11 protein-coding genes, 2 pseudogenes and 1 riboswitch are annotated in these 18530 nt (G+C 55.3%); of the genes and pseudogenes, 11 read left to right on the forward strand and 2 right to left on the reverse strand.

The features are described 5' to 3' along the window. Positions 1 to 48: 48 nt before the first annotated feature. Positions 49 to 233: riboswitch (cobalamin riboswitch) on the reverse strand. A 15-nt stretch (positions 234 to 248) separates the two neighbouring features. From BDD14_RS33150 to BDD14_RS21440, 10 genes and pseudogenes are all read left to right on the forward strand, one after another. Next, positions 249 to 641, forward strand: a pseudogene (locus tag BDD14_RS33150) (uroporphyrinogen decarboxylase/cobalamine-independent methonine synthase family protein); the annotation flags it as partial. A 98-nt stretch (positions 642 to 739) separates the two neighbouring features. Further along, positions 740 to 1177: a hypothetical protein gene (locus BDD14_RS33155; RefSeq protein ID WP_242618106.1), complete on the forward strand. Its 438-nt coding sequence runs from the start codon at positions 740 to 742 to the stop codon at positions 1175 to 1177. Between the two features lie 200 nt (positions 1178 to 1377). Continuing rightward, positions 1378 to 4893, forward strand: coding sequence for a TonB-dependent receptor (locus tag BDD14_RS21405; protein ID WP_130421072.1), 3516 nt, complete (start codon positions 1378 to 1380; stop codon positions 4891 to 4893). Positions 4894 to 4987: 94 nt separating this feature from the next. Then, positions 4988 to 5950, forward strand: a complete 963-nt coding sequence (locus BDD14_RS21410) for a sugar phosphate isomerase/epimerase family protein (RefSeq protein ID WP_130421074.1) — start codon at positions 4988 to 4990, stop codon at positions 5948 to 5950. Positions 5951 to 6206: 256 nt separating this feature from the next. Then, a complete protein-coding gene (locus BDD14_RS21415; protein WP_242618107.1) occupies positions 6207 to 7385 on the forward strand; it encodes an ROK family transcriptional regulator in 1179 nt (392 codons plus the stop codon). A gap of 111 nt (positions 7386 to 7496) precedes the next feature. Beyond that, on the forward strand, positions 7497 to 8987 hold the full coding sequence (gene xylB, locus BDD14_RS21420) for a xylulokinase (RefSeq protein WP_130421078.1): 1491 nt from the start codon (positions 7497 to 7499) through the stop codon (positions 8985 to 8987). Between the two features lie 70 nt (positions 8988 to 9057). Then, complete coding sequence (locus BDD14_RS21425; RefSeq protein WP_130421081.1) at positions 9058 to 10794, forward strand: sodium:solute symporter family protein; 1737 nt, start codon at positions 9058 to 9060, stop codon at positions 10792 to 10794. An 11-nt stretch (positions 10795 to 10805) separates the two neighbouring features. Further along, entirely contained in the window at positions 10806 to 11030 is a 225-nt protein-coding gene (locus tag BDD14_RS21430; RefSeq protein ID WP_130421083.1) for a hypothetical protein, read from the forward strand. A 52-nt stretch (positions 11031 to 11082) separates the two neighbouring features. Continuing rightward, positions 11083 to 12495 (forward strand): L-fucose/L-arabinose isomerase family protein, encoded by a 1413-nt coding sequence (locus tag BDD14_RS21435; protein ID WP_130421085.1) that lies wholly within the window; start codon positions 11083 to 11085, stop codon positions 12493 to 12495. A gap of 95 nt (positions 12496 to 12590) precedes the next feature. Further along, positions 12591 to 13295: an N-acetylmannosamine-6-phosphate 2-epimerase gene (locus BDD14_RS21440; protein ID WP_242618108.1), complete on the forward strand. Its 705-nt coding sequence runs from the start codon at positions 12591 to 12593 to the stop codon at positions 13293 to 13295. 13 nt (positions 13296 to 13308) lie between these two features. Here BDD14_RS21440 and BDD14_RS21445 read toward each other — a convergent pair whose 3' ends face one another. Further along, complete coding sequence (locus BDD14_RS21445) at positions 13309 to 14088, reverse strand: GntR family transcriptional regulator (protein ID WP_242618109.1); 780 nt, start codon at positions 14086 to 14088, stop codon at positions 13309 to 13311. Between the two features lie 200 nt (positions 14089 to 14288). Here BDD14_RS21445 and BDD14_RS35055 point away from each other — a divergent pair. Further along, positions 14289 to 15976: pseudogene (locus tag BDD14_RS35055) on the forward strand (outer membrane beta-barrel protein). Between the two features lie 100 nt (positions 15977 to 16076). On the opposite strand, the gene BDD14_RS21465 reads toward BDD14_RS35055, so the two are convergent. After that, entirely contained in the window at positions 16077 to 18455 is a 2379-nt protein-coding gene (locus BDD14_RS21465) for a beta propeller repeat protein (protein WP_130421095.1), read from the reverse strand. Positions 18456 to 18530: the final 75 nt, after the last annotated feature.

The raw sequence follows: 18530 nt of genomic DNA on the forward strand, positions 1-18530 counted from the left end.
CTCTTCGTACCGAAGACAAGCCACTGCCACCTCGCCCCCCTCGGAGGCATCAGCGATTTTTCCTAGGCAGGTCTTCGGACTTACAGGTTTATACCTAATCGCCAGACTTCCCAGGTTCAACCCAGTGTCAATTTGGCTTTCGTACCTGTTTACCGCTGCGGGGCAGTTCCGGATTTACACCGGATTCCCTTTTCACTCTCAGTGTTGGAGAGACCCAGGAACTTGGCATTGAAACACGTCCTGTCTTAGTGGGTCCGTTGACGCTTCTTTTGTTGGGAAAGAACGTTGGCGACTTCGATTCCATGACTCTATTGCCTAAGCTCATCGCTGCTTATGGTGAAATGCTGCAGTTGCTTGCTGCTGAGCGCATTTCTTGGGTACAGATAGATGAGCCTTTCCTCGTGACGGATCTCGAAGAACCCGTCGCCGATGCGTATGCGAAGACCTACAGGGGGTTCGAGAAAATTCCCATAAAACTGATGCTGACAACTTACTTCGGCTCCCTCGCCGACAACCTGACCCTGGCGGCGAAGCCTGGGATGGCAGGTATTCACATCGATGCAGTGCGAGGTGCGGATCAAGTTAAGGCCGTGGCTTCAGCATTGAATCCAGAGCAAGTGCTGAGCATTGGATGCGTCGATGGTCGAAATATCTGGCTCAGCGACTTCGCGGTCATTTCGTCAATGCTTAAAGAAGCGACTGGTCAGCTTGGGCTGGAACGCGTAGTGGTAGCTCCATCGTGGAGTGGCCATATTATCTCGATTGGGCAGTCAAGGCATTCCGGCTCGCTACGAGTTCCACAGAAGATGGAACGCAGATTCATAAGCATATGTGCTACTGCGACTTCGAAGATATCCTGCCTTCCATCGCTGCCTTAGATGCGGATGTGATCTCAATGGAATCGGCACGGTCCCGCATGGAATTGCTGGAAGCGTTCCACTCCCATCAATATCCCAGCGAGATCGGGCCCGGCATCTACGACATCCATTCACCGTGTGTTCCCTCCGTCGAGGAGATGCGGGATCTTCTGACTTTAGCCCTCGAAGTCTTGAAGCCGGAGCAACTTTGGGTGAATCCAGACTGCGGTCTCAAAACACGAGGCTGGTCTGAGACCATCTCCGCACTCGAAAACATGTGCAAAGCTGCCGGTGAACTACGCGCTCGATTCGCAGTGTAGTTACGAGGCTTTGGACGACAATCTTGCACATCTTCAGCGAGGTTGTCGTCCAAAGCCGGATTGTCCGACCAATCCACAGTAGAGTGCGTCAATTCCTGTTGACACATTCGAATTGATGCTGATACTTTTCGTTCGCAATTCAAACAATAGTTTTCACCAGAGGCAAAATTTGCCTCTTTCTTTTCGGGAGGACCAACAGAATGCGACGGAAACTGATTTTCACCTGGATTGTCTTCTGTTTGCTGGCGATCCATTCGCCCTCGTTCGGCCAGGCGGTCAACGCGACCTTGCTGGGAACGATCACCGATTCAACGGGAGCAACAGTTTCCAACGCCAGGATCACGGCGACGGCTGCTGCCACTTCGACCGTATACGAATCAGTCACGAACGAAGCCGGGAACTTCACAATTCCCAACATTCCGCCCGGAACGTACTCGGTGACGGTAACGGCGCCGGGCTTCAAAAAAGAGACCCACCAGAACATCGATGTGTTGATCAACACCTCGACTCGCGTGGACTTCAATGTGGCTCCAGGCAGCGTAACGGAAGAGGTGATGGTGACGACGGCTCCTCCGCTGCTCCAGACGGACCGCGCGGACATCAGCACGAAGCTTGAGACGCAGCAGCTGCAGAATCTGCCAATGTCGACGAATCGGAACTTCCAGTCGCTGCTGAATCTTGTGCCGGGATCTACGCCTGCGACCTTCGAGCACTCACAGTTCTTCAACGCACAGGGCTCGCTGCAAACGCGCGTGAACGGAATACCGCGCATGGGCAATCTGTACCAGATCGAAGGTATTGACGACGATGAGCGTACGGGGCTGCTGCAGATCATCATTCCTCCAGCGGATGCGATTCAGTCAGTGGACATCACGACGAATAATTTCGATGCCGAACTAGGGCGTGCAATTGGAGCGGTGACCAATGTGATCCTGAAGTCGGGGACGAACAAGTTTCATGGTTCTGCGTTCGAGTACATCCAGAACAATGCGGTGAACGCGCGGAGCTACTTTGGGCCTCCGCTCGGACACCTTTCGTACAACAACTATGGCGGATCGATCGGCGGTCCGATCTTCAAGGACAAGCTGTTCTTTTTTGGCGACTACCAGGGAAGCTCTGATCACGAGACGGTAGGCGGCACGTTTACGATTCCTGATTCTCGGTACTTTACGCCGAATGCGCAGGGAAATATCGATCTGAGCTCTATGCTCGGAGCAGCAGGTGCAAATGGAGTCAGGCAGGGCCAGATCTTCGATCCTTCGACCGGCGACGGACGGACAGCGGCCCAAGGTGGAACTCCGCGTACAGCATTCGCGAATAATCAGATTCCGATAGGCCGCGTAAATCCGGTGTCGCTGGATATTTTGAATAGATTAAATGCCGCGGCTGCGCAGTATGGAAAGCTGACGCCGTCGACATCGCTGTTGACGCCGGCGAACAACTACACGACGATTTTGCCGTTTACCAAGAGTACGAATAGCTGGGATACAAAGATCGATTACACCCTGAACGAGCGGAACCATGTCAGCGGACGGTTCAGCTGGCAGAAGGTGAATACGTTCCAGGCGCCGACCTTTGGGGCGTTCCTGGGTGGACCCTTTGGTGGTGGTTTCCAGGGCGTCGGTACACAGACCTCGTACAGCACGGGCGTGAACTACGATCACGTCTTTTCGCCCACGCTGTTTACACAGGCCCGGTTCGGGGTGGCTCACCTGCGGAACAATGCTCAGCCAAGCAACTATGGGTCGAACGATGCCGATGCGCTGGGAATTCCGGGCGTCAACATCAATGAGTTCTCAAGCGGTCAGGTGGGAATCTTTCTGACGGGCTTCGGCCAGTCAGGAGCAGACAATCCGTTGATAGGTTACTCCGCTTCCATACCGTGGATTCGAGGTGAGTCGAACATCGACTTCGTAAACAACTGGACGAAGATCCTTCGCAACCACACGATCAAGTTTGGAGGAGACCTTCGCCGGGTTCGTGACGATCTATTGCAGGACCAGACGTTCAGCCCTCGCGGCATCTTCCGGTTTGCCGATCAGCAGACATCGGACGCGACGAGCTCAGGGACGAATCTGGGCAACAATGTCGCAAGCTTCCTTCTCGATAGCCCAAGCCAGGTTGGCCGCGACGTTAATACGTTCTTCCCGGCCTATCGCCAGTGGTGGTTCTTCACGTTTGTCAGCGACAAGTGGCAGGTGACGCCAAAGCTGACTCTCGATCTGGGAGTTCGCTGGGAGTTTTATCCTCCTGCGACACCGAAGATCCCAAGTGGATTCACGAACTACGACCCGGTCAATAACAATCTTGTGATCGCCGGTATAGGCAACAACCCCTCGAACCTGGGGATGCAGACGCGGTATCGCTACTGGGCCCCGCGCACGGGCTTCGCGTATCGCGCTACCGAGGACACGGTGATTCGCGGTGGCTTCGGTGTGAGCTACATGCCGTATGCCGACAACAATTATGCGTACAACTATCCCGTACGCTCGAACAACGCCTATAACCCGACGGGCGGCAGTCCGTATACAGCAGCTGTGTTGGCAAATGGCAATGTAGCGACATTCCAGGCCGGGTTCCCGGCCCCGGTTCCGGTTCCGATTCCTGACAATGGCATCATCCCCGTGACTACGGCGACTCTTGCGAATCAAAACCTGTTTTATGTTCCGCTGGATTACAAGAACCCCTACGTGGCATCGTGGAACGTTGCGGTCCAACAGGCGCTTCCTTATGACATGTCGATGCAGATTGCCTATGTCGGAAACCACGGCACAGGTATACCTTCGAATATCGACATCAACAATCCCGCGGATATCTATGGCGGAGGCAATGCTTCGAAGCCGGAATACAACTGTGTGGGATGCGTGACAACCGGACCAAATGCGGTCCATCGCACAGCTACGACGTCGAAGATCTTCCAGGGATTTTCTTCAAACTTCCAGTCCTTGCAGTTGCAGCTGACCAAACGGTTTGCAAGAGGGCTGGGATTTACCTCAGCGTTTACGTGGGGTAAGGGCCTCGGATATGTGACGGGCGATGACGGCAACGTTATCTTCCTGACGACTGCGAACCTTCGCCGGAACTACGCGCCGAACGATTTCGATCGCAAGTTGAATTTTGAGCAGAGCTTTGTGTATGAGCTTCCAGCTGGACGTGGGCATCGATATCTGAATTCAGGTGTGGGCGCTTATGTACTGGGCGGTTGGAAGCTTTCGGGAACTATTTCGGCGGTCTCCGGTCTACCGTTCTCGGTGTACGCGAACGGCGGTACCTTGAACACTCCGGGAACGGCACAGTTGGCGAACCTGACCGGCATCTATAAGGTGCTGGGTGGACTTGGTCCAAACAATCCATGGCTGGATGTGTCGGCGTTCTCGCAGCCGGGGGGATGTCCGACGACGGGCTGCAATGCATCGAATGTTCAGCTGGGCAATACGGGAAGAAATCAGTTCCGTGGGCCGGGCTTTATTCAGAACAATGTTTCGATCTCCAAGAGTTTCCCCCTCTGGCATGAGAAGGCTGCTCTTGAGACGAAACTCGATGCGTTCCAGCTGAGCAATACGCCGCAGTTCGCAGTTCCGAACTCCGGCAGCGGCAACCTGTTTACATCCGGAAGCTTTGGACGCATCACGAGCACGCTGGGCAGCGGTCAGGGGAGCGTGAACGGCGTGGGCGGTGGACGCAGCCTGCAGGCCTCTGCAAGAATCACGTTCTAGCAACGATAATCTGGTTCAATGTTCTTGGACCTGGAAGAACCGGCTCTTCCTATGGCAGAGCCGGTCTTCTTCTTAAGAAGAAAGAGGAGTGAGGATGGAAGGGATATCGCGAAGGGGATTTTTGCGTGGTTCGGCCGCGGTGGGTGTGGGCGGCTTTGCTGGACGAGCGTTTGGTTTTGCGGGAGCGGGACCATTCAAGGTGGGAGTGATCACCGATGAGATCTCGCAGGACTTCGATCACGCGTGCGCCGTGGCCTCGAAAGAGTTTGGCATGCAGTGGGTAGAACTGCGAGCGATGTGGAAGAAGAGCTTGCTGGCGCTTACGGACGCCGAACTCGCTGAGACGCAAAAAATTCTCTCGAAGTACAACCTGCAGGTGACCGACATCGCGAGTCCTCTGTTCAAGGCATACTGGCCGGGAGCGCCCCAATCCTCAGAGGGACCTAAGGGCGGAACCCGCGGGGGCGATGTGTTGAAGGAGCAGGATGAGGTGCTGGAGAAAAGCATCGCGCTGGCGAAGCAGTTCAAGACGAACAAGGTCAGATGCTTCGACTTCTGGAGGATCGAGGATGTTAAGCCTTATCGCGACGCGATCGATCGCAAGTTGGCGGAGGCTGCCGACAAGTGTGCAAAGCATGGAGTTTTGCTGGTTTTGGAAAATGAACCCGCCTGCAACACTGCAACAGGTCGAGAGTCCGCGCGCTTACTCGGTGCGGTAAAGTCACCGCACCTGGCATTGAACTGGGATCCCGGCAATGCTGTAATGCGTGGGGAATTCGATGCCTATCCCGTAGCCTGGAGAATGCTTCCGAAGGAGCGCATACACCATTGTCATGTCAAAAATGCGGTGAAAGGTAGCGAAGGGAAGGTGGTATGGTCCCCGACCGGCGAGGGGATCATCGATTGGACGGCACAGTTCCGCGATCTTGCCAAAGTGGGGTACCGCGATGCAGTAAGTCTTGAAACGCATTGGCATGGGGGTGGAACGCCGGAACAGTCGACTCGCGTAAGCTGGAGCGGAATGAAAAAGGCCCTTCAAGACTCCGGCAATCTGTAGAACGACAGTTCGCCTCTCCATAGCGCACCTCTTTCATAGATTGCTGCGCGGTCGAATTACCGTCCGACCGCGCAGTGCCTGGTGCATATTTCAAACGTTGAAGATTGTTCAAGTGCGACGATTGATATTATGATCGTCGAAATTAATGAAAAAACCCTCAATCGGTCGCGGGAGAAATTCCATTTCGCCAGTCCCTGCGCATCAGTATGGTATACGGCGCATCGATCTATCCTCGGCCCAACTCGCATCGAGCGAAATGGCTCGCGATATCAACCGCGATATCGTGCTGGAATTCATCCGCTTTCGACAACCTGTATCTCGCGTAGACCTGTCTAGACTTTCCGGACTGCAACCCAGCACGATCTCCGCAATTGTGGAAGACCTGCTGGATGAAGGATGGATTAGGGAAGGTGCTGTCGTGCGTGCGGGACGCGGTCGACCCTCAACCATGCTTTCGGTCAACGATGATCTCGTTACGCTTGCCCTGGATATACGGCCGAGTCAAGCGATCGTTGCCGTTGTCGATCTTACCGGACGCTTTCTATCGCATGAAGTGGTTACAACCGCGACAGATCCGCAAACGGCGATTGCGAAACTGGTTAAGAAGATGCAATCGCTGAGAGGCAAGCATCAAGGTAAGACCTTCGAGGGAATTGGGGTGAGCGTTCCCGGTCGAGTGGATCCACTCACACATCGATTGTTGATGGCGCCGAACCTTAAATGGGATGGATTTGATATCAGGTCGGCTTTGGAGGAGGCGATGGACCTCCAAGTAGAGATAGATAACGACGCCAACGCCTGTCTTCTTTCGGAGCTCTGGTTCGGACGATTGGAAGGCGTTCGAAATGCCGTTCTCGTGGCTGTTTCGGAAGGGTTGGGTACAGCGATTTTAGCTGGTGGCCAACTCCATTCAGGCTTTAATGGCCTTGCCGGCGAATTCGGTCACATTCCGATCGATCCAAAGGGACCGATGTGCGGGTGTGGACGGCGGGGGTGCTGGGAGATGTTTGCCTCCTCTCGAGCTGCTCTTCGAATTTATCGAACTCTCTCCCGTAAATCCCAGGTACAGGACATAAGATCCCTCTTGCGATTGGTACAGGATGGAGACCCGCTCGCGATCCGGGCTGTCAAGACCCAGGCAACGGCCCTCGGACAAGGATTACGTCTTATTACCGCCGCACTCTCGCCCGAGCAGATCTTAATTACGGGAGAGATAACGTCATGTTGGGATCTGGTCGGGCCTGTGGTTCAGCAAGAGCTCGAAGAGGGAATGTTGGCGGGAGCGGCTCCTCGTTTGACAACCGCCGGAGATGGATACCTGGCCCGTCTGAGTGGCGGCGCCGCTCTGCTTTTGCAGAGGCATTCTCATTATCATCGGTCGACACATGTTTCGCGCACGGTAAAGCCTAGACGGGGGACGCGGACCCGATCCTGATCAATCGGGATCGCTTCAGCGAACCCAGTTACCGACGAAGCATTGTCATTTGCATCATTCAAATGGCTTGAAGGAGGGTCGCAATGGCCAGGAACCCTGAAGGAGGAAGCGATGTATCTGGGTATTGATTGTGGAACGCAGGGAACCAAGGCGTTGCTGCTTGATGAAAATGGAAGACCTCTAGGACGAGGCTATGCTCGGCATGCCTTGATTGAACGTGAAAACGGTGCGCGCGAGCAGGAGCCACAGTGGTGGGTGGATGCTTTACGGGAAGCCGTGCGGCAAGCCCTCGCCCAGGCGCCCGGAGCGAAGGTAGTTGCTTTGGGGGTTTCCGGGCAACAGCATGGTCTGGTGGTGCTGGATGAGAATAGGAAGGTAATTCGGCCCGCGAAGCTTTGGAACGATACAGAGACGGCGCCGCAAAACGAGACTCTCGTCAAGGCTCTGGGTGGGAATCAAGGATGTCTGGAAAAGATTGGTATTGTCCCGCTTACTGGCTATACGGCTTCGAAGCTATTGTGGATGCAGGAAAATGAGCCGGAGAACTTTAACCGCATCCGTCATATTCTTCTACCGCATGATTATCTGAACTTCTGGCTGACAGGCAAGCTGGCCGCCGAGTATGGCGATGCCTCCGGAACCGCATTCTTCGATGTGCGGCAGCGCACCTGGTCGAAGGAGGTGCTCGCCCAGATCGACGGGGGAACGGGACATCTTATAAAAGCTTTGCCGGAGCTTCTTTCGCCCGAGGAGATCGTTGGCACGCTTCGTCCGGAAGTAGCCGCGGAGTTGGGACTTTCGCCAGATTGCGTTGTCTCCTCCGGAGGAGGCGACAACATGATGGGCGCGATCGGGACCGGAAACGTGAGGGAGGGAGTTGTAACCCTGAGCCTGGGAACTTCGTCCACGGTTTATTCCTTTCGCAAGGAATCAATCGCTGACGCTACTGGGTCTGTGGCGTCGTTCTGTTCTTCCTCAGGAGGATGGTTGCCCTTGGTTTGCACCATGAATGCCACCAATATCGTAACCCAGACGTTGACCGTGGTCGGTAAAACGGTAGGAGATCTGGACTCGGTCCTTGCCAAAACCCTTCCCGGTGCTGACGGCATGACGTTTCTGCCGTTTCTCAATGGAGAACGCACACCGGATCTTCCGCGCGCCCGCGGGTCGATCGTCGGACTGTCCTCGAATAACTTTACGAGCGAAAACCTGGTTCGTGCCGCCATCGAAGGCGTAACCTTCGGCGTCTTAAGTGGACTGGACCTGATCCTTGCCGGAAAAGAGCCCAGCGTTATCTTTGCCATTGGAGGGGGCGCACGTTCGAAAGAGTGGCGTCAACTTCTGGCCGACGCAACCGGTGCAACGATTCAGGTTCCCATGGAAGAAGAGGCAGGGTGTCTGGGAGCCGCGATGCAGGCGATGTATGCCTTTCGATGCGTCACTGGCGCTCCCATGGATCTGGCCGACATTGCGGACCGCTGCGTGGGTATCTCGCAAGAGGAAAGGCAAACACCGCGCCCGGATCTTCGCGAGCCCTATCGGCTGGCGATGGAGACGTATCGCTCGGAGTTAGAGGAACTTTATCTGCATAAGAAGCAGTAGAGGCTATAGACTGTCAAAGTTATTTCGTGACGAATAATAAACTCCATAGGACGTCTCCAGGATTCGCCTGATGCCATTCGGACCTCCACATCTGCTTTTGTTGTTTGCTCCTCGCCAGTTGACGACTTTGGCTCCTGTCGATATCGCGGTTCTCGCGCTCTATTTCGTCCTGGTGATCTTCATAGGCTTCTATGTGAAGGGCTCTACGAACACCAGCGAAGAATTTTTTCTCGCTGGCAGGGAGATGTCAGCCTGGATTGCCGGCCTGAGTTTTGTGTCGGCGAACCTCGGTTCACTGGAGCTTATGGGGTGGGCAGGAGCGGCCTACCAGTATGGAATCCTCGCGGCACATTGGTATTGGATTGGCGCGATCCCTGCGATGCTTTTTCTCGGCATCGTAATGATGCCGTTCTATTACATCTCGAAGACCCACTCCGTTCCAGGTTATCTGAAGCTACGTTTTGGAGAGGGCGCGCGCGGTGTAAGCGCGGTCTCCTTCGCGCTGATGACGATTCTGATGAGCGGCGTCAACATGTATTCCATGGCACTGGTTATGAAGGTAGTGCTTGGATGGAACATCAGTTTCTCGATCTGGGTCGGGGCGGTAACGGTTGCAATCTATGTCATGCTGGGCGGGCTCCGGTCAGCCATTATCAATGAAGTTCTCCAGTTCATCCTTATCTGGGCTGGCGCCGCGCTGATTCCGATTCTCGGGTTGATTGAAGCGGGAGGCTGGCAAAATCTCAAGGCGCAGATCGCAGCCAATGTCGGGTCCAATGATTACACCCATCTCTGGAGCACACTCGGAAGTTTTCGCGATAATCCAATGGGCGTTCACTGGACTGGAATTGTCTTCGGCCTGGGCTTCGTAATCAGCTTCGGTTACTGGACGACGGACTTTCTCGTGGTCCAGAGAGTGCTCTCGGCAAATAACCTTCGCGCAGCCAAGATGGCACCCGTCATCGGTGCCGCCTTCAAGATGGCGGTTCCGCTGATCGTGATCGTGCCTGGATTGTTGGCATTGACGGTCCTCAAAAATCCGGATGGAAGTCTTATGCACCTGGTCGGGGAAGATGTCGCGGCGGTTACAGGCCAACATAGTTACAACGAAGTACTGCCGCTGATGCTGATCCGTTACTGTGGCCCCGGCCTGTTGGGGCTGGGAATTACGGCACTCGTAGCTGGTTTTATGAGCGGTATGGCGGGCAACGTCAGCGCCTTCTCCACTGTCTGGACCTACGATCTTTACGGAGCGTACATGAAGAAGAACGCTCCCGATCGACATTATGTTGCCATGGGACGTTGGTCGACCGTTGTTGGTATGCTGCTTTCTGTAGGAACCGCCTACCTCGTGGCGCATGCCGCCAGCATCATGGATTACGTGCAGGCATTATTCAGCTTCTTCATCGCTCCGTTATTCGGCACAGTCGTGCTTGGTATGCTCTGGAAAAGGGCGACCCGGGCAGGAGGATTCTGGGGGCTGCTCTCCGGTACCGTCGCATCCATTGCAATGTGGGTCTGGGTTCAGCGTGACGGAACCGCATTGCACTATATTGCCCTTTCAGCCGATGCGAAACCAATGGCTGAAAATCTGTACCGCGCGCTGTGGAGCTTTCTGATCTGCGTTTTGATCACGTGTGTTGTCAGTTTTCTTACGAAACCGACTCCTGTTGCTCAGTTGGCGGGGCTGGTATATGGTGCGACGGAACTTCCGGATGATGGCGCGAGATCCTTATGGCAAAAGCCGATCTTCTGGGCATGTGTCGTAATCGTGGTGTTCTTTATTTTGAACCTGATCTTCTGGTAGGAGTGAGCATTATGGCTGAAGGAACAGGGCGCGGAGAGCGACTCTCCATCTGGTTCTTTGTGGGAGTTCTACCATTGCTCTATGGATTGATTCTTTTCCCATATGGCATCTACGAGGCGTTAGGGCATGAAGCTCCGACGACATTGCACGAGTTGCACCCTACCATGTGGTGGGGACTCCTTCTCCTGCTCTTTGGAGCTTTCTATGTGATTCGTTTTCGGCCTGGCAAAGGCTGAGGTCTTCAAAAACGCCGTCCGCGGCATGAACAAAGAAGTATCTGGGGGATGTATGGGTAGGCAGATGACATTTGGCGTCATTGTAGGCAATCGCGGTTTTTTCCCGAGCCACCTGGCGGCGACAGGCCGCACGGAGATGATCGCCGCATTAGAGAGACAGGGATACAAGGCGATCGTTGTCACTCCAGAGGAAACCGCATTTGGAGCCGTCGAAAGTTATACCGAAGCGAAGATCTGTGCGGAGCTGTTTCAGCGTCACGCCCGCGAAATCGACGGCATCATTGTGACACTGCCGAACTTCGGTGAAGAGCGTGGCATCGCAGATGCAATCCGCCTGGCCAATCTTCAGGTTCCTATCCTGATCCAGGCCACCCCCGACGATGCTGGCAAAATGAGTATCGCTTTCCGACGTGACAGCTTCTGCGGCAAGATGTCCATCTGCAACAATCTTCGCCAATACGGCGTCCCCTATACTTTGACAACGCTGCACACCGAGGCGCCAGATTCCGAGCAGTTCTCCAGCGACCTTCAGGTCTTCGCTGCCACCTGTCGTATCGTTCGCGGATTCCGGAACCTCAGAATCGGAGCCATCGGCGCTCGCCCCGCGGCCTTCAACACCGTGCGGTACTCAGAAAAGCTCTTAGAGAAGAGCGGGATTACCGTGGATACGCTTGATCTCAGCGAGGTGCTCGGACGAATTCAGCGTTTGCAGGATGGCGAGCATGAAGTCCAGGACAAGCTTGGCGCGATCAAGAGCTATATTCCGGTTAATGACGTCCCCGAAGCTGCGCTCTTGAAGATGTCAAAGTTGGGCGTTGTGATCGATGGTTGGATGAAGTCCAATGCGCTGGACGTCACGTCGGTGCAGTGCTGGACATCTCTGGAAGAGTTCTTTGGTGTCGTGCCTTGCACCATCATGAGCATGATGAGCGAGAAGCTCATTCCAAGTGCGTGCGAAGTCGACACGATGGGAACACTCTCGATGCATGCGCTTACGCTTGCCAGTGAGACCCCGTCTGCGCTGCTGGACTGGAACAATAACTACGGGGCAAATCCCGACAAGGCGGTCTGTTTTCACTGCTCCAACCTTCCCAAGCACTTCTTCCGCCAGGGCGTAAAGATGGATTTCCAGCAGATCATCGCGGGAACTGTGGGCAAGGAAAATACATTTGGCACACTGGACGGAAGAGTGAAGGCGGGCCCGATGAGCTTTGTGCGCTTCTCGACGGACGAATTTGCCGGAACCATCAAGGGTTACGTCGGGCAGGGAAGCTTCACGGACGATCCGCTTCAGACCTTTGGCGGTGCGGGCGTAGTCGAGATTCCGAATATGCAGAAACTCCTGCATTACATCTGCGAAAACGGCTTCGAGCATCACGTTGCCGCAAACTTCTCGCATGTTGGCGAAGCCGTTAAAGAAGCCGCACAGAAATATCTCGGCTGGCCGATGCTTCTGCACAATTAGGCGTTCCAGAAATCAATTTCCTTTGTTGCGATTGACTCCGACCTTCAGGCTGGATATCACTAAGACAACTGTGATGTCTTTGCCTGGAGGCCGTATTGTTCTTAAGCTCGGATCATGAAGGTGAGGCCATTCTCTCTTCTCTAAAAGGCAAGTTGATCGTTTCCTGCCAGGCCGATCCCGGTGATCCGATGGATGACATCGATACCATCACCAGAATGGCGAGAGCAGTGCTTCGAGGCGGAGCCGGTGGTCTCAGAGCGGAGGGGTCGAAGACCGTCAAGGCATTTCGAGAGATAACTCGAGTTCCCGTTATCGGTATGGTCAAGGCAAAAGATTCGAAGGGTGAGGTCTACATTACACCGACGTTTGCTGCCGCCAAAACCGTCTCTGTCGCCGGAGCCCATATCATCGCCCTGGATTGCACGCATCGACGTTTAGGTGAAGCAGAGCCTTGGCCTGAGCTGATCCAGCGTATTCATGGAGAGCTCGGCAGGCCGGTCCTGGCCGACATAGCCAGCGTGGAGGATGGACTCGCGGCACTGGAGGCAGGCGCAGACGCCGTCGCCACGACCCTCTATGGCTACACTGCAGAGACCGCTGGGATCAGGCAGATGTCCTGGCCCCTTCTGCGGTCTCTCATCGCAGTGCTGACAATTCCCGTTATCGCCGAGGGGCACATCCAGCAGCCGGAAGATGTTCGCACTGCCTTGGAACTTGGAGCGCACGCCGTACTGGTAGGGTCTGCAATCACGCGTCCCGCGACCATAACGGCTCGGTTTGCAGCGGCGACACAAGTCTGATCCTGGCCGGCCGCTATTCGATCGTCGTGGTTGGAATCCGTATCAGCGCACGATAACGATCCCCGCGATAACGCGAGCAGGCCACTTCAATAGGGGTCTGCTCCGTCGTCATAATGATGCGCGAGATCGAGAGCACGCTGGCTCGTTTGGGTATCGTAAGCAGGTCGGATTCTTCGCGTGTCGCTGGAAGAGCCTCGATGATCTCATCCGCCCAGGCGACGCGAACCCCATAGTTCTCACGAAGAACGTAATAGAGTGACTGCTTCGCAAAATTGATTCGTTCCAGTCCTGGGAACGGCCGCAGCGGGATGAAGGAGTCTTCAAGGGCCATCGGTATCCCATCTGCCAGCCGAAGGCGCCGCAATTTCATAACATCGCTTCCTAAACCGATCGTCAGGCTATCGGCCAGATCTTCACCAGCCGTAACGACCGTCTGTTCGAGAAGTTGTGAGCTGGGCTGCATCCCGCGCTGTTTCATGTCCTCGGTAAATCCACGCAGGTGCATGATGTTCTTCTCTAGCTTCGGTTTTGTAACGAAGGTCCCACGTCCTTTTTGGCTTAGAGCATAGCCTCGTGTCTTAAGACCATGCAGAGCCTGTCTCGCAGTCATTCTGCTGACTTGGTACGAGCGGGCCAGCTCCTCCTCCGACGCAAGCAGATCCCCCTCCAACAGCTCCCCCGAATGGATCTTCTCCATCAACGCACGCTGAATCTGGTAATAGAGCGGAATAAATCCATTTTTATCGAGCATGTGGGCAGATGGCGGAGCGGCATGTACCTGACTTTTCGACACGATATCGTTCTCTCTCCTGGTGGTTGCCCGCGAGGCGGGTTCGCGTGCGTGTCCCGTTCTATCTGTATCTTCCGGTACTTGTCTACAACTACGACGAAAATCGGGCTTCCGTTCCCTGCAGGCTCGTATCTTCGCAGAAGAATGTTTTTCTTGCATTACAGTCCAGTTGTCTATACATTGAGTCAACTTTCACATTTCTGATGGATAACAAGGTTGCGCGTCTGAAGCGGGAGTTCGCTGGCTCGCGCCGACGTAATGGCATCCCCGGTGGTCGGATTCTCGGTGTTGATGATTGGCGCCGCCGTGGTGAGAACCACATTCTCAATCAGGCGGTCTCTTACGGACAGGGCTCCTACAGCGATGAGTGGGGACAGTGTCAATGGCGCGACGCCATTTTCTTCCAGGATGACTGGAAGGTCACCCCGAATCTCACCATCAATCTCGGCATGCGCTGGGAGTGGGATCAGCCTCTTTACGAGGTCAACAACAAGCAGACCAATATCAACCTGACCACGGGGGCGATCCTCTTTGCCGGCCAAGACGGCAACAGCCGTGCGCTCTACAACAGCTTTTATGGCGGAGTTATGCCACGTATCGGCTTTGCGTATACGCCGCAAAGTTTCGCTGGCAAATTTATAGTTCGTGGTGGCTATGGAATCACGAACTTCCTTGAAGGCACGGGTGCAAACCTTCGCTTGCCTCTGAATCCCCCATTCTTTACCGACGCTTCGGGAACGCACACCGAAGGCGAAGCCTACTTCCAGGTTCAGAGCGGCTTCCCGCGTCCGGCCGATGCAACAACCTTCGCTGGAAATGTTCGCGCCTGGGATCCAAACCTCAAGCCCGCACTGATCCAGCAATACAACCTGACCACGGAGACGGAGCTTAACCGCAACACTTCCTTGGTCATCGCGTACCTCGGCCAGAGCGGTAACCATCTCATCGATCCGCGCGAAGCAAACCAGCGCCTATGCCCGACCTGCCCGCTTCCGGTATCTTCGCTTCCGGGCCTTAGTCAGGTTACGCAGGTCAGCCTCACGGAATCGGAATCCATGATGAACTACACGCCCTTCAGATTACGGGCCGCCGTCGTCTCACCCATGGTCTCGAGTTCCTGACGAATTACACCTGGAGCAAGTCGCTCACCAACAACCTCGGCTACTACGGTGCCGGTGGCGGTGCTTCCGCTTCGCAAAGCCCATACTGGCAGAATGCCTACAACGGTGGTGCGGACTACGGTCCGGCATTCTTCGACACCACTCAGCTCTTCTCTTTCGCCGGCTACTACGACCTTCCGTTCGGTCGCGGCAGGCTGTTCGGCGGCAACATGAACCGTTTCGCCGACGTTGCACTGGGTGGATGGAAGGTCGGTGCAATTGCAAACCTTCACTCTGGTATGCCCATCACGATAAGTTCGAACACCAACTACTTCGTGAACCAGCGTACCGATCGTGCCGATCGCTTTCGCCCGCTTCATATCCGGAATCAGTCCGTAAACAACTGGTTCGGAACCGATACGACAGCGTACGTTCCCGTCACTACCTCAGACCAGAATGGCACTTCCGTCGTGAATGGTTGCTCCGATCTCAAGTACAACCCCGTTGGCCTTGGTTGCGCTTACGGACCGGAAAGCACCATCGGACTGGGAACGTCGCGCGTCGGCGCTGAGCGGGCGCCGAGCTATCACAATCTCGACGCTGCACTTAGCAAGGCATTCACCATTACTGGCGAAAAACAGTTGGCGTTCCGGGCTGATTTCTTCAACGTCCTGAACACGACTAACCTTGCACCTCCCAGCAACAATATCTCGGCGACGAACTTCGGTCAGATCACATCGACCGTCTCAACCGAGCGACAGATTCAACTCGCACTCAAGCTGACGTTCTAGCCTTCGGGACACTCAAGCTTTCCTTGCCCTTCCTTTCCACGGTCCGGAAAGGAAGGGCTTTTTCTACTCTCTTTGTGAACAAAATTCAGCACCTGCGGCGTTATGGAGCAACTTCGGGTGTCGAGATATCGCTGGCCTTCGAACCTTCAATCGGCACATGCCACACACCCCCGCCGAAGGTGGAAACGTACACCTTCGCTGGATCTTCTGGATCGACTTGAACGCGGTGTCCCCATTTGAAATTAAAAGCTGGGATGCGATTCCAATGTTCTCCCTGATCGCGCGAAATCCATGCGTTGGATTCGAAGCCCGCGGCGTACAGAACCTTGCGATCGTGAGGTTCGATGGTGACGTCATAGATATGACGATCTCGTTCAAGAGTCCATCGCCAGTTACGACCACCATCCGTGGAGATCGCCACTCCTCCATAAACTCCATTGAAGATGGCGGTGCCGTTCGCATCTGGTTTCGCTCCGGCGCGTGTCCCACTTAGCTTCCTCGAATCCACCTCGGGTGTCGCCCGTGCCCACAGGGCGAGATAAAGCCGCTCTGGATCTTCGGGATCGATCGCAATGCCGTTCGGACCATTGGCTCCTGACGGCAATGGAACCGGTACCCAATTCTCTCCGCCATCGGTAGAGCGATAAAGCGCGCCGTCGCCTGAGTTGCCAATGCTTCCATCCTCGCTCCGGCGAGCGATCAAGACATACAGCGTTCCGTTCGAAGCGCGCGCGAGGCGCCAGGCCAGCAGGTTCTCTTGCTCAATCCCATGATTCGCAGACGACCATGTGCGTCCATCATCCGTAGATCGGTAAACGCCATAACCCATCGTTGCTGCCCATAAGACGCGGCGACCCACCGGGCTGTCAGGATCGACAAGGATGGAAGTGGGTGCAGTAGGCGGCATACCCTCGGAAGGCTGCCAGGTCCGGCCTCCGTCGACACTCACGCAAATGCCCCCGATGTAATCGGTGGTGGATCGGTGACGCCACATCTTGGGTCGAGGAAGATCATGGATCTCGCTCATCGCGGCCCACATCTTGCCGCGAACCTTCGGATCGAACACGAGCGAGTAGGTTGTGTTTCGCCAGCGTCCCGGCACTCCTGCAACGGAACGCATCCATGAGCGGCCCGAGTCCTCACTGCGAAAGAGGCCGATATCCGTAGTCAGAATAAAGCGCCGCTTCGAATCGAATGGATCGAACAGATACCCATACGTTGTCGTCACGTCGAGACCCGTACTGACCCAGGCTCGATCCGTTTGGGATGAGTTCGCCGCAACCTCCGAATAACGAGCCGTCCAGGTGCGTCCGCCATCAACCGTCGCCACCGTTCTCCCAAGATCCGTGGCGTAAACAAGATTTGGATCATCATCATCCACCGTGAGGCTCAGTGGCTCTTCGGTCCACTCCGGTGTCATCGCATCGGCGATCCAGGCGTCGTGAACGTTCGCTGATTCGCGATGTAGAGTCGATCGCCACACCAGGTCCCAGTGCCTGCCGAAATCATTCGTGCGTGCAACGCCCTGAAAATTTTGTCCATCGATCCGCATGTCCTTGAACGACACATAGGCGACCTCAGGATGGTGAAGCGCGGTCGCTACTGCTCGCAGGCGCGCTCCCATACCCGGCAGCGGAGATGGAACCCATGTTGCACCGCCATCCTTCGTGACAAGCAGGTGCGCACTCGAGCCTGGACCTCCTGTGACTGCATAAAAGGCGGAGCTTATTCCGCGTCCCCTTGGAAAGGCAGCGGAGACGTCGGTGAAGGTCACACCGGCAGGTGCCGCTCGCCACTGCCATACACCATGAATTCGAACATGCATGCCGCCGGCGGTCGCAACATACAGGTCGCGATGGCTTCGGGGCGATCTTGGATCGATCCAGATGTGAAGGGGAGTATCGGCCAAAGAGAGAAGCACTCGCCACGTCGTCCCTCCGTCGCGTGAAACCACGAGCCTCGCATGAGACCCTTCCAGCGAAGCGGCGTAAAGTACGTGTGGGTCTGCCGGATCCACGGCAAGGGCCATGATTTTGCCGACAGCATTCGGGCTGGTCACAGCGGTCTCATCGGCATGGTCGGAGTCCATCAAAATCGCTCGTACAGCAGACGGTCGCGGCCACAATAATCGCCACGTCTCTCCGTCATCGGTGCTTCGCCAGAGAACATCCGTTGCTGCATATAGAACGCCTGGACGAATGGGATCGAAGGCAAAGAAATGAATGCTTCCCCGCAGATTGAACATTCTCCAGTGATGGCCGGCATCATGGCTGATGTACGCTCCCGTCATGTCACAGGACAGGAGCACCTCGTTCGGATCTCTGGGGTTGATGGTCACATGGAACATCGCGCCACCTCCGCCCGGTCCTGCGATGCGAGGCTCTTGAGCGCAAAGAAAAATACCCGACAGCAGCGAGACAGCCCCAAGGAAGAATCGATACCTTCTATGCGAGATCGTTCTTTCGAATTCTGTAATCAAATTGCCTCTCTTCTCATCGTTCATTATGATCCCGTGGACGTCGTTTTCTCGTGCAGCGTGCAGTCCAACTCTGCG

Source organism: Edaphobacter modestus (assembly GCF_004217555.1).
GTDB classification, from domain to species: domain Bacteria; phylum Acidobacteriota; class Terriglobia; order Terriglobales; family Acidobacteriaceae; genus Edaphobacter; species Edaphobacter modestus.

Coding starts and splice junctions, on each gene's coding strand:
- BDD14_RS21405 (WP_130421072.1), top strand. CDS start 1,378: ATGCGACGGAAACTGATTTTCACCTGGATTGTCTTCTGTTTGCTGGCG.
- BDD14_RS21410 (WP_130421074.1), top strand. CDS start 4,988: ATGGAAGGGATATCGCGAAGGGGATTTTTGCGTGGTTCGGCCGCGGTG.
- BDD14_RS21415 (WP_242618107.1), top strand. CDS start 6,207: ATGGCTCGCGATATCAACCGCGATATCGTGCTGGAATTCATCCGCTTT.
- xylB (WP_130421078.1), top strand. CDS start 7,497: ATGTATCTGGGTATTGATTGTGGAACGCAGGGAACCAAGGCGTTGCTG.
- BDD14_RS21425 (WP_130421081.1), top strand. CDS start 9,058: ATGCCATTCGGACCTCCACATCTGCTTTTGTTGTTTGCTCCTCGCCAG.
- BDD14_RS21430 (WP_130421083.1), top strand. CDS start 10,806: ATGGCTGAAGGAACAGGGCGCGGAGAGCGACTCTCCATCTGGTTCTTT.
- BDD14_RS21435 (WP_130421085.1), top strand. CDS start 11,083: ATGGGTAGGCAGATGACATTTGGCGTCATTGTAGGCAATCGCGGTTTT.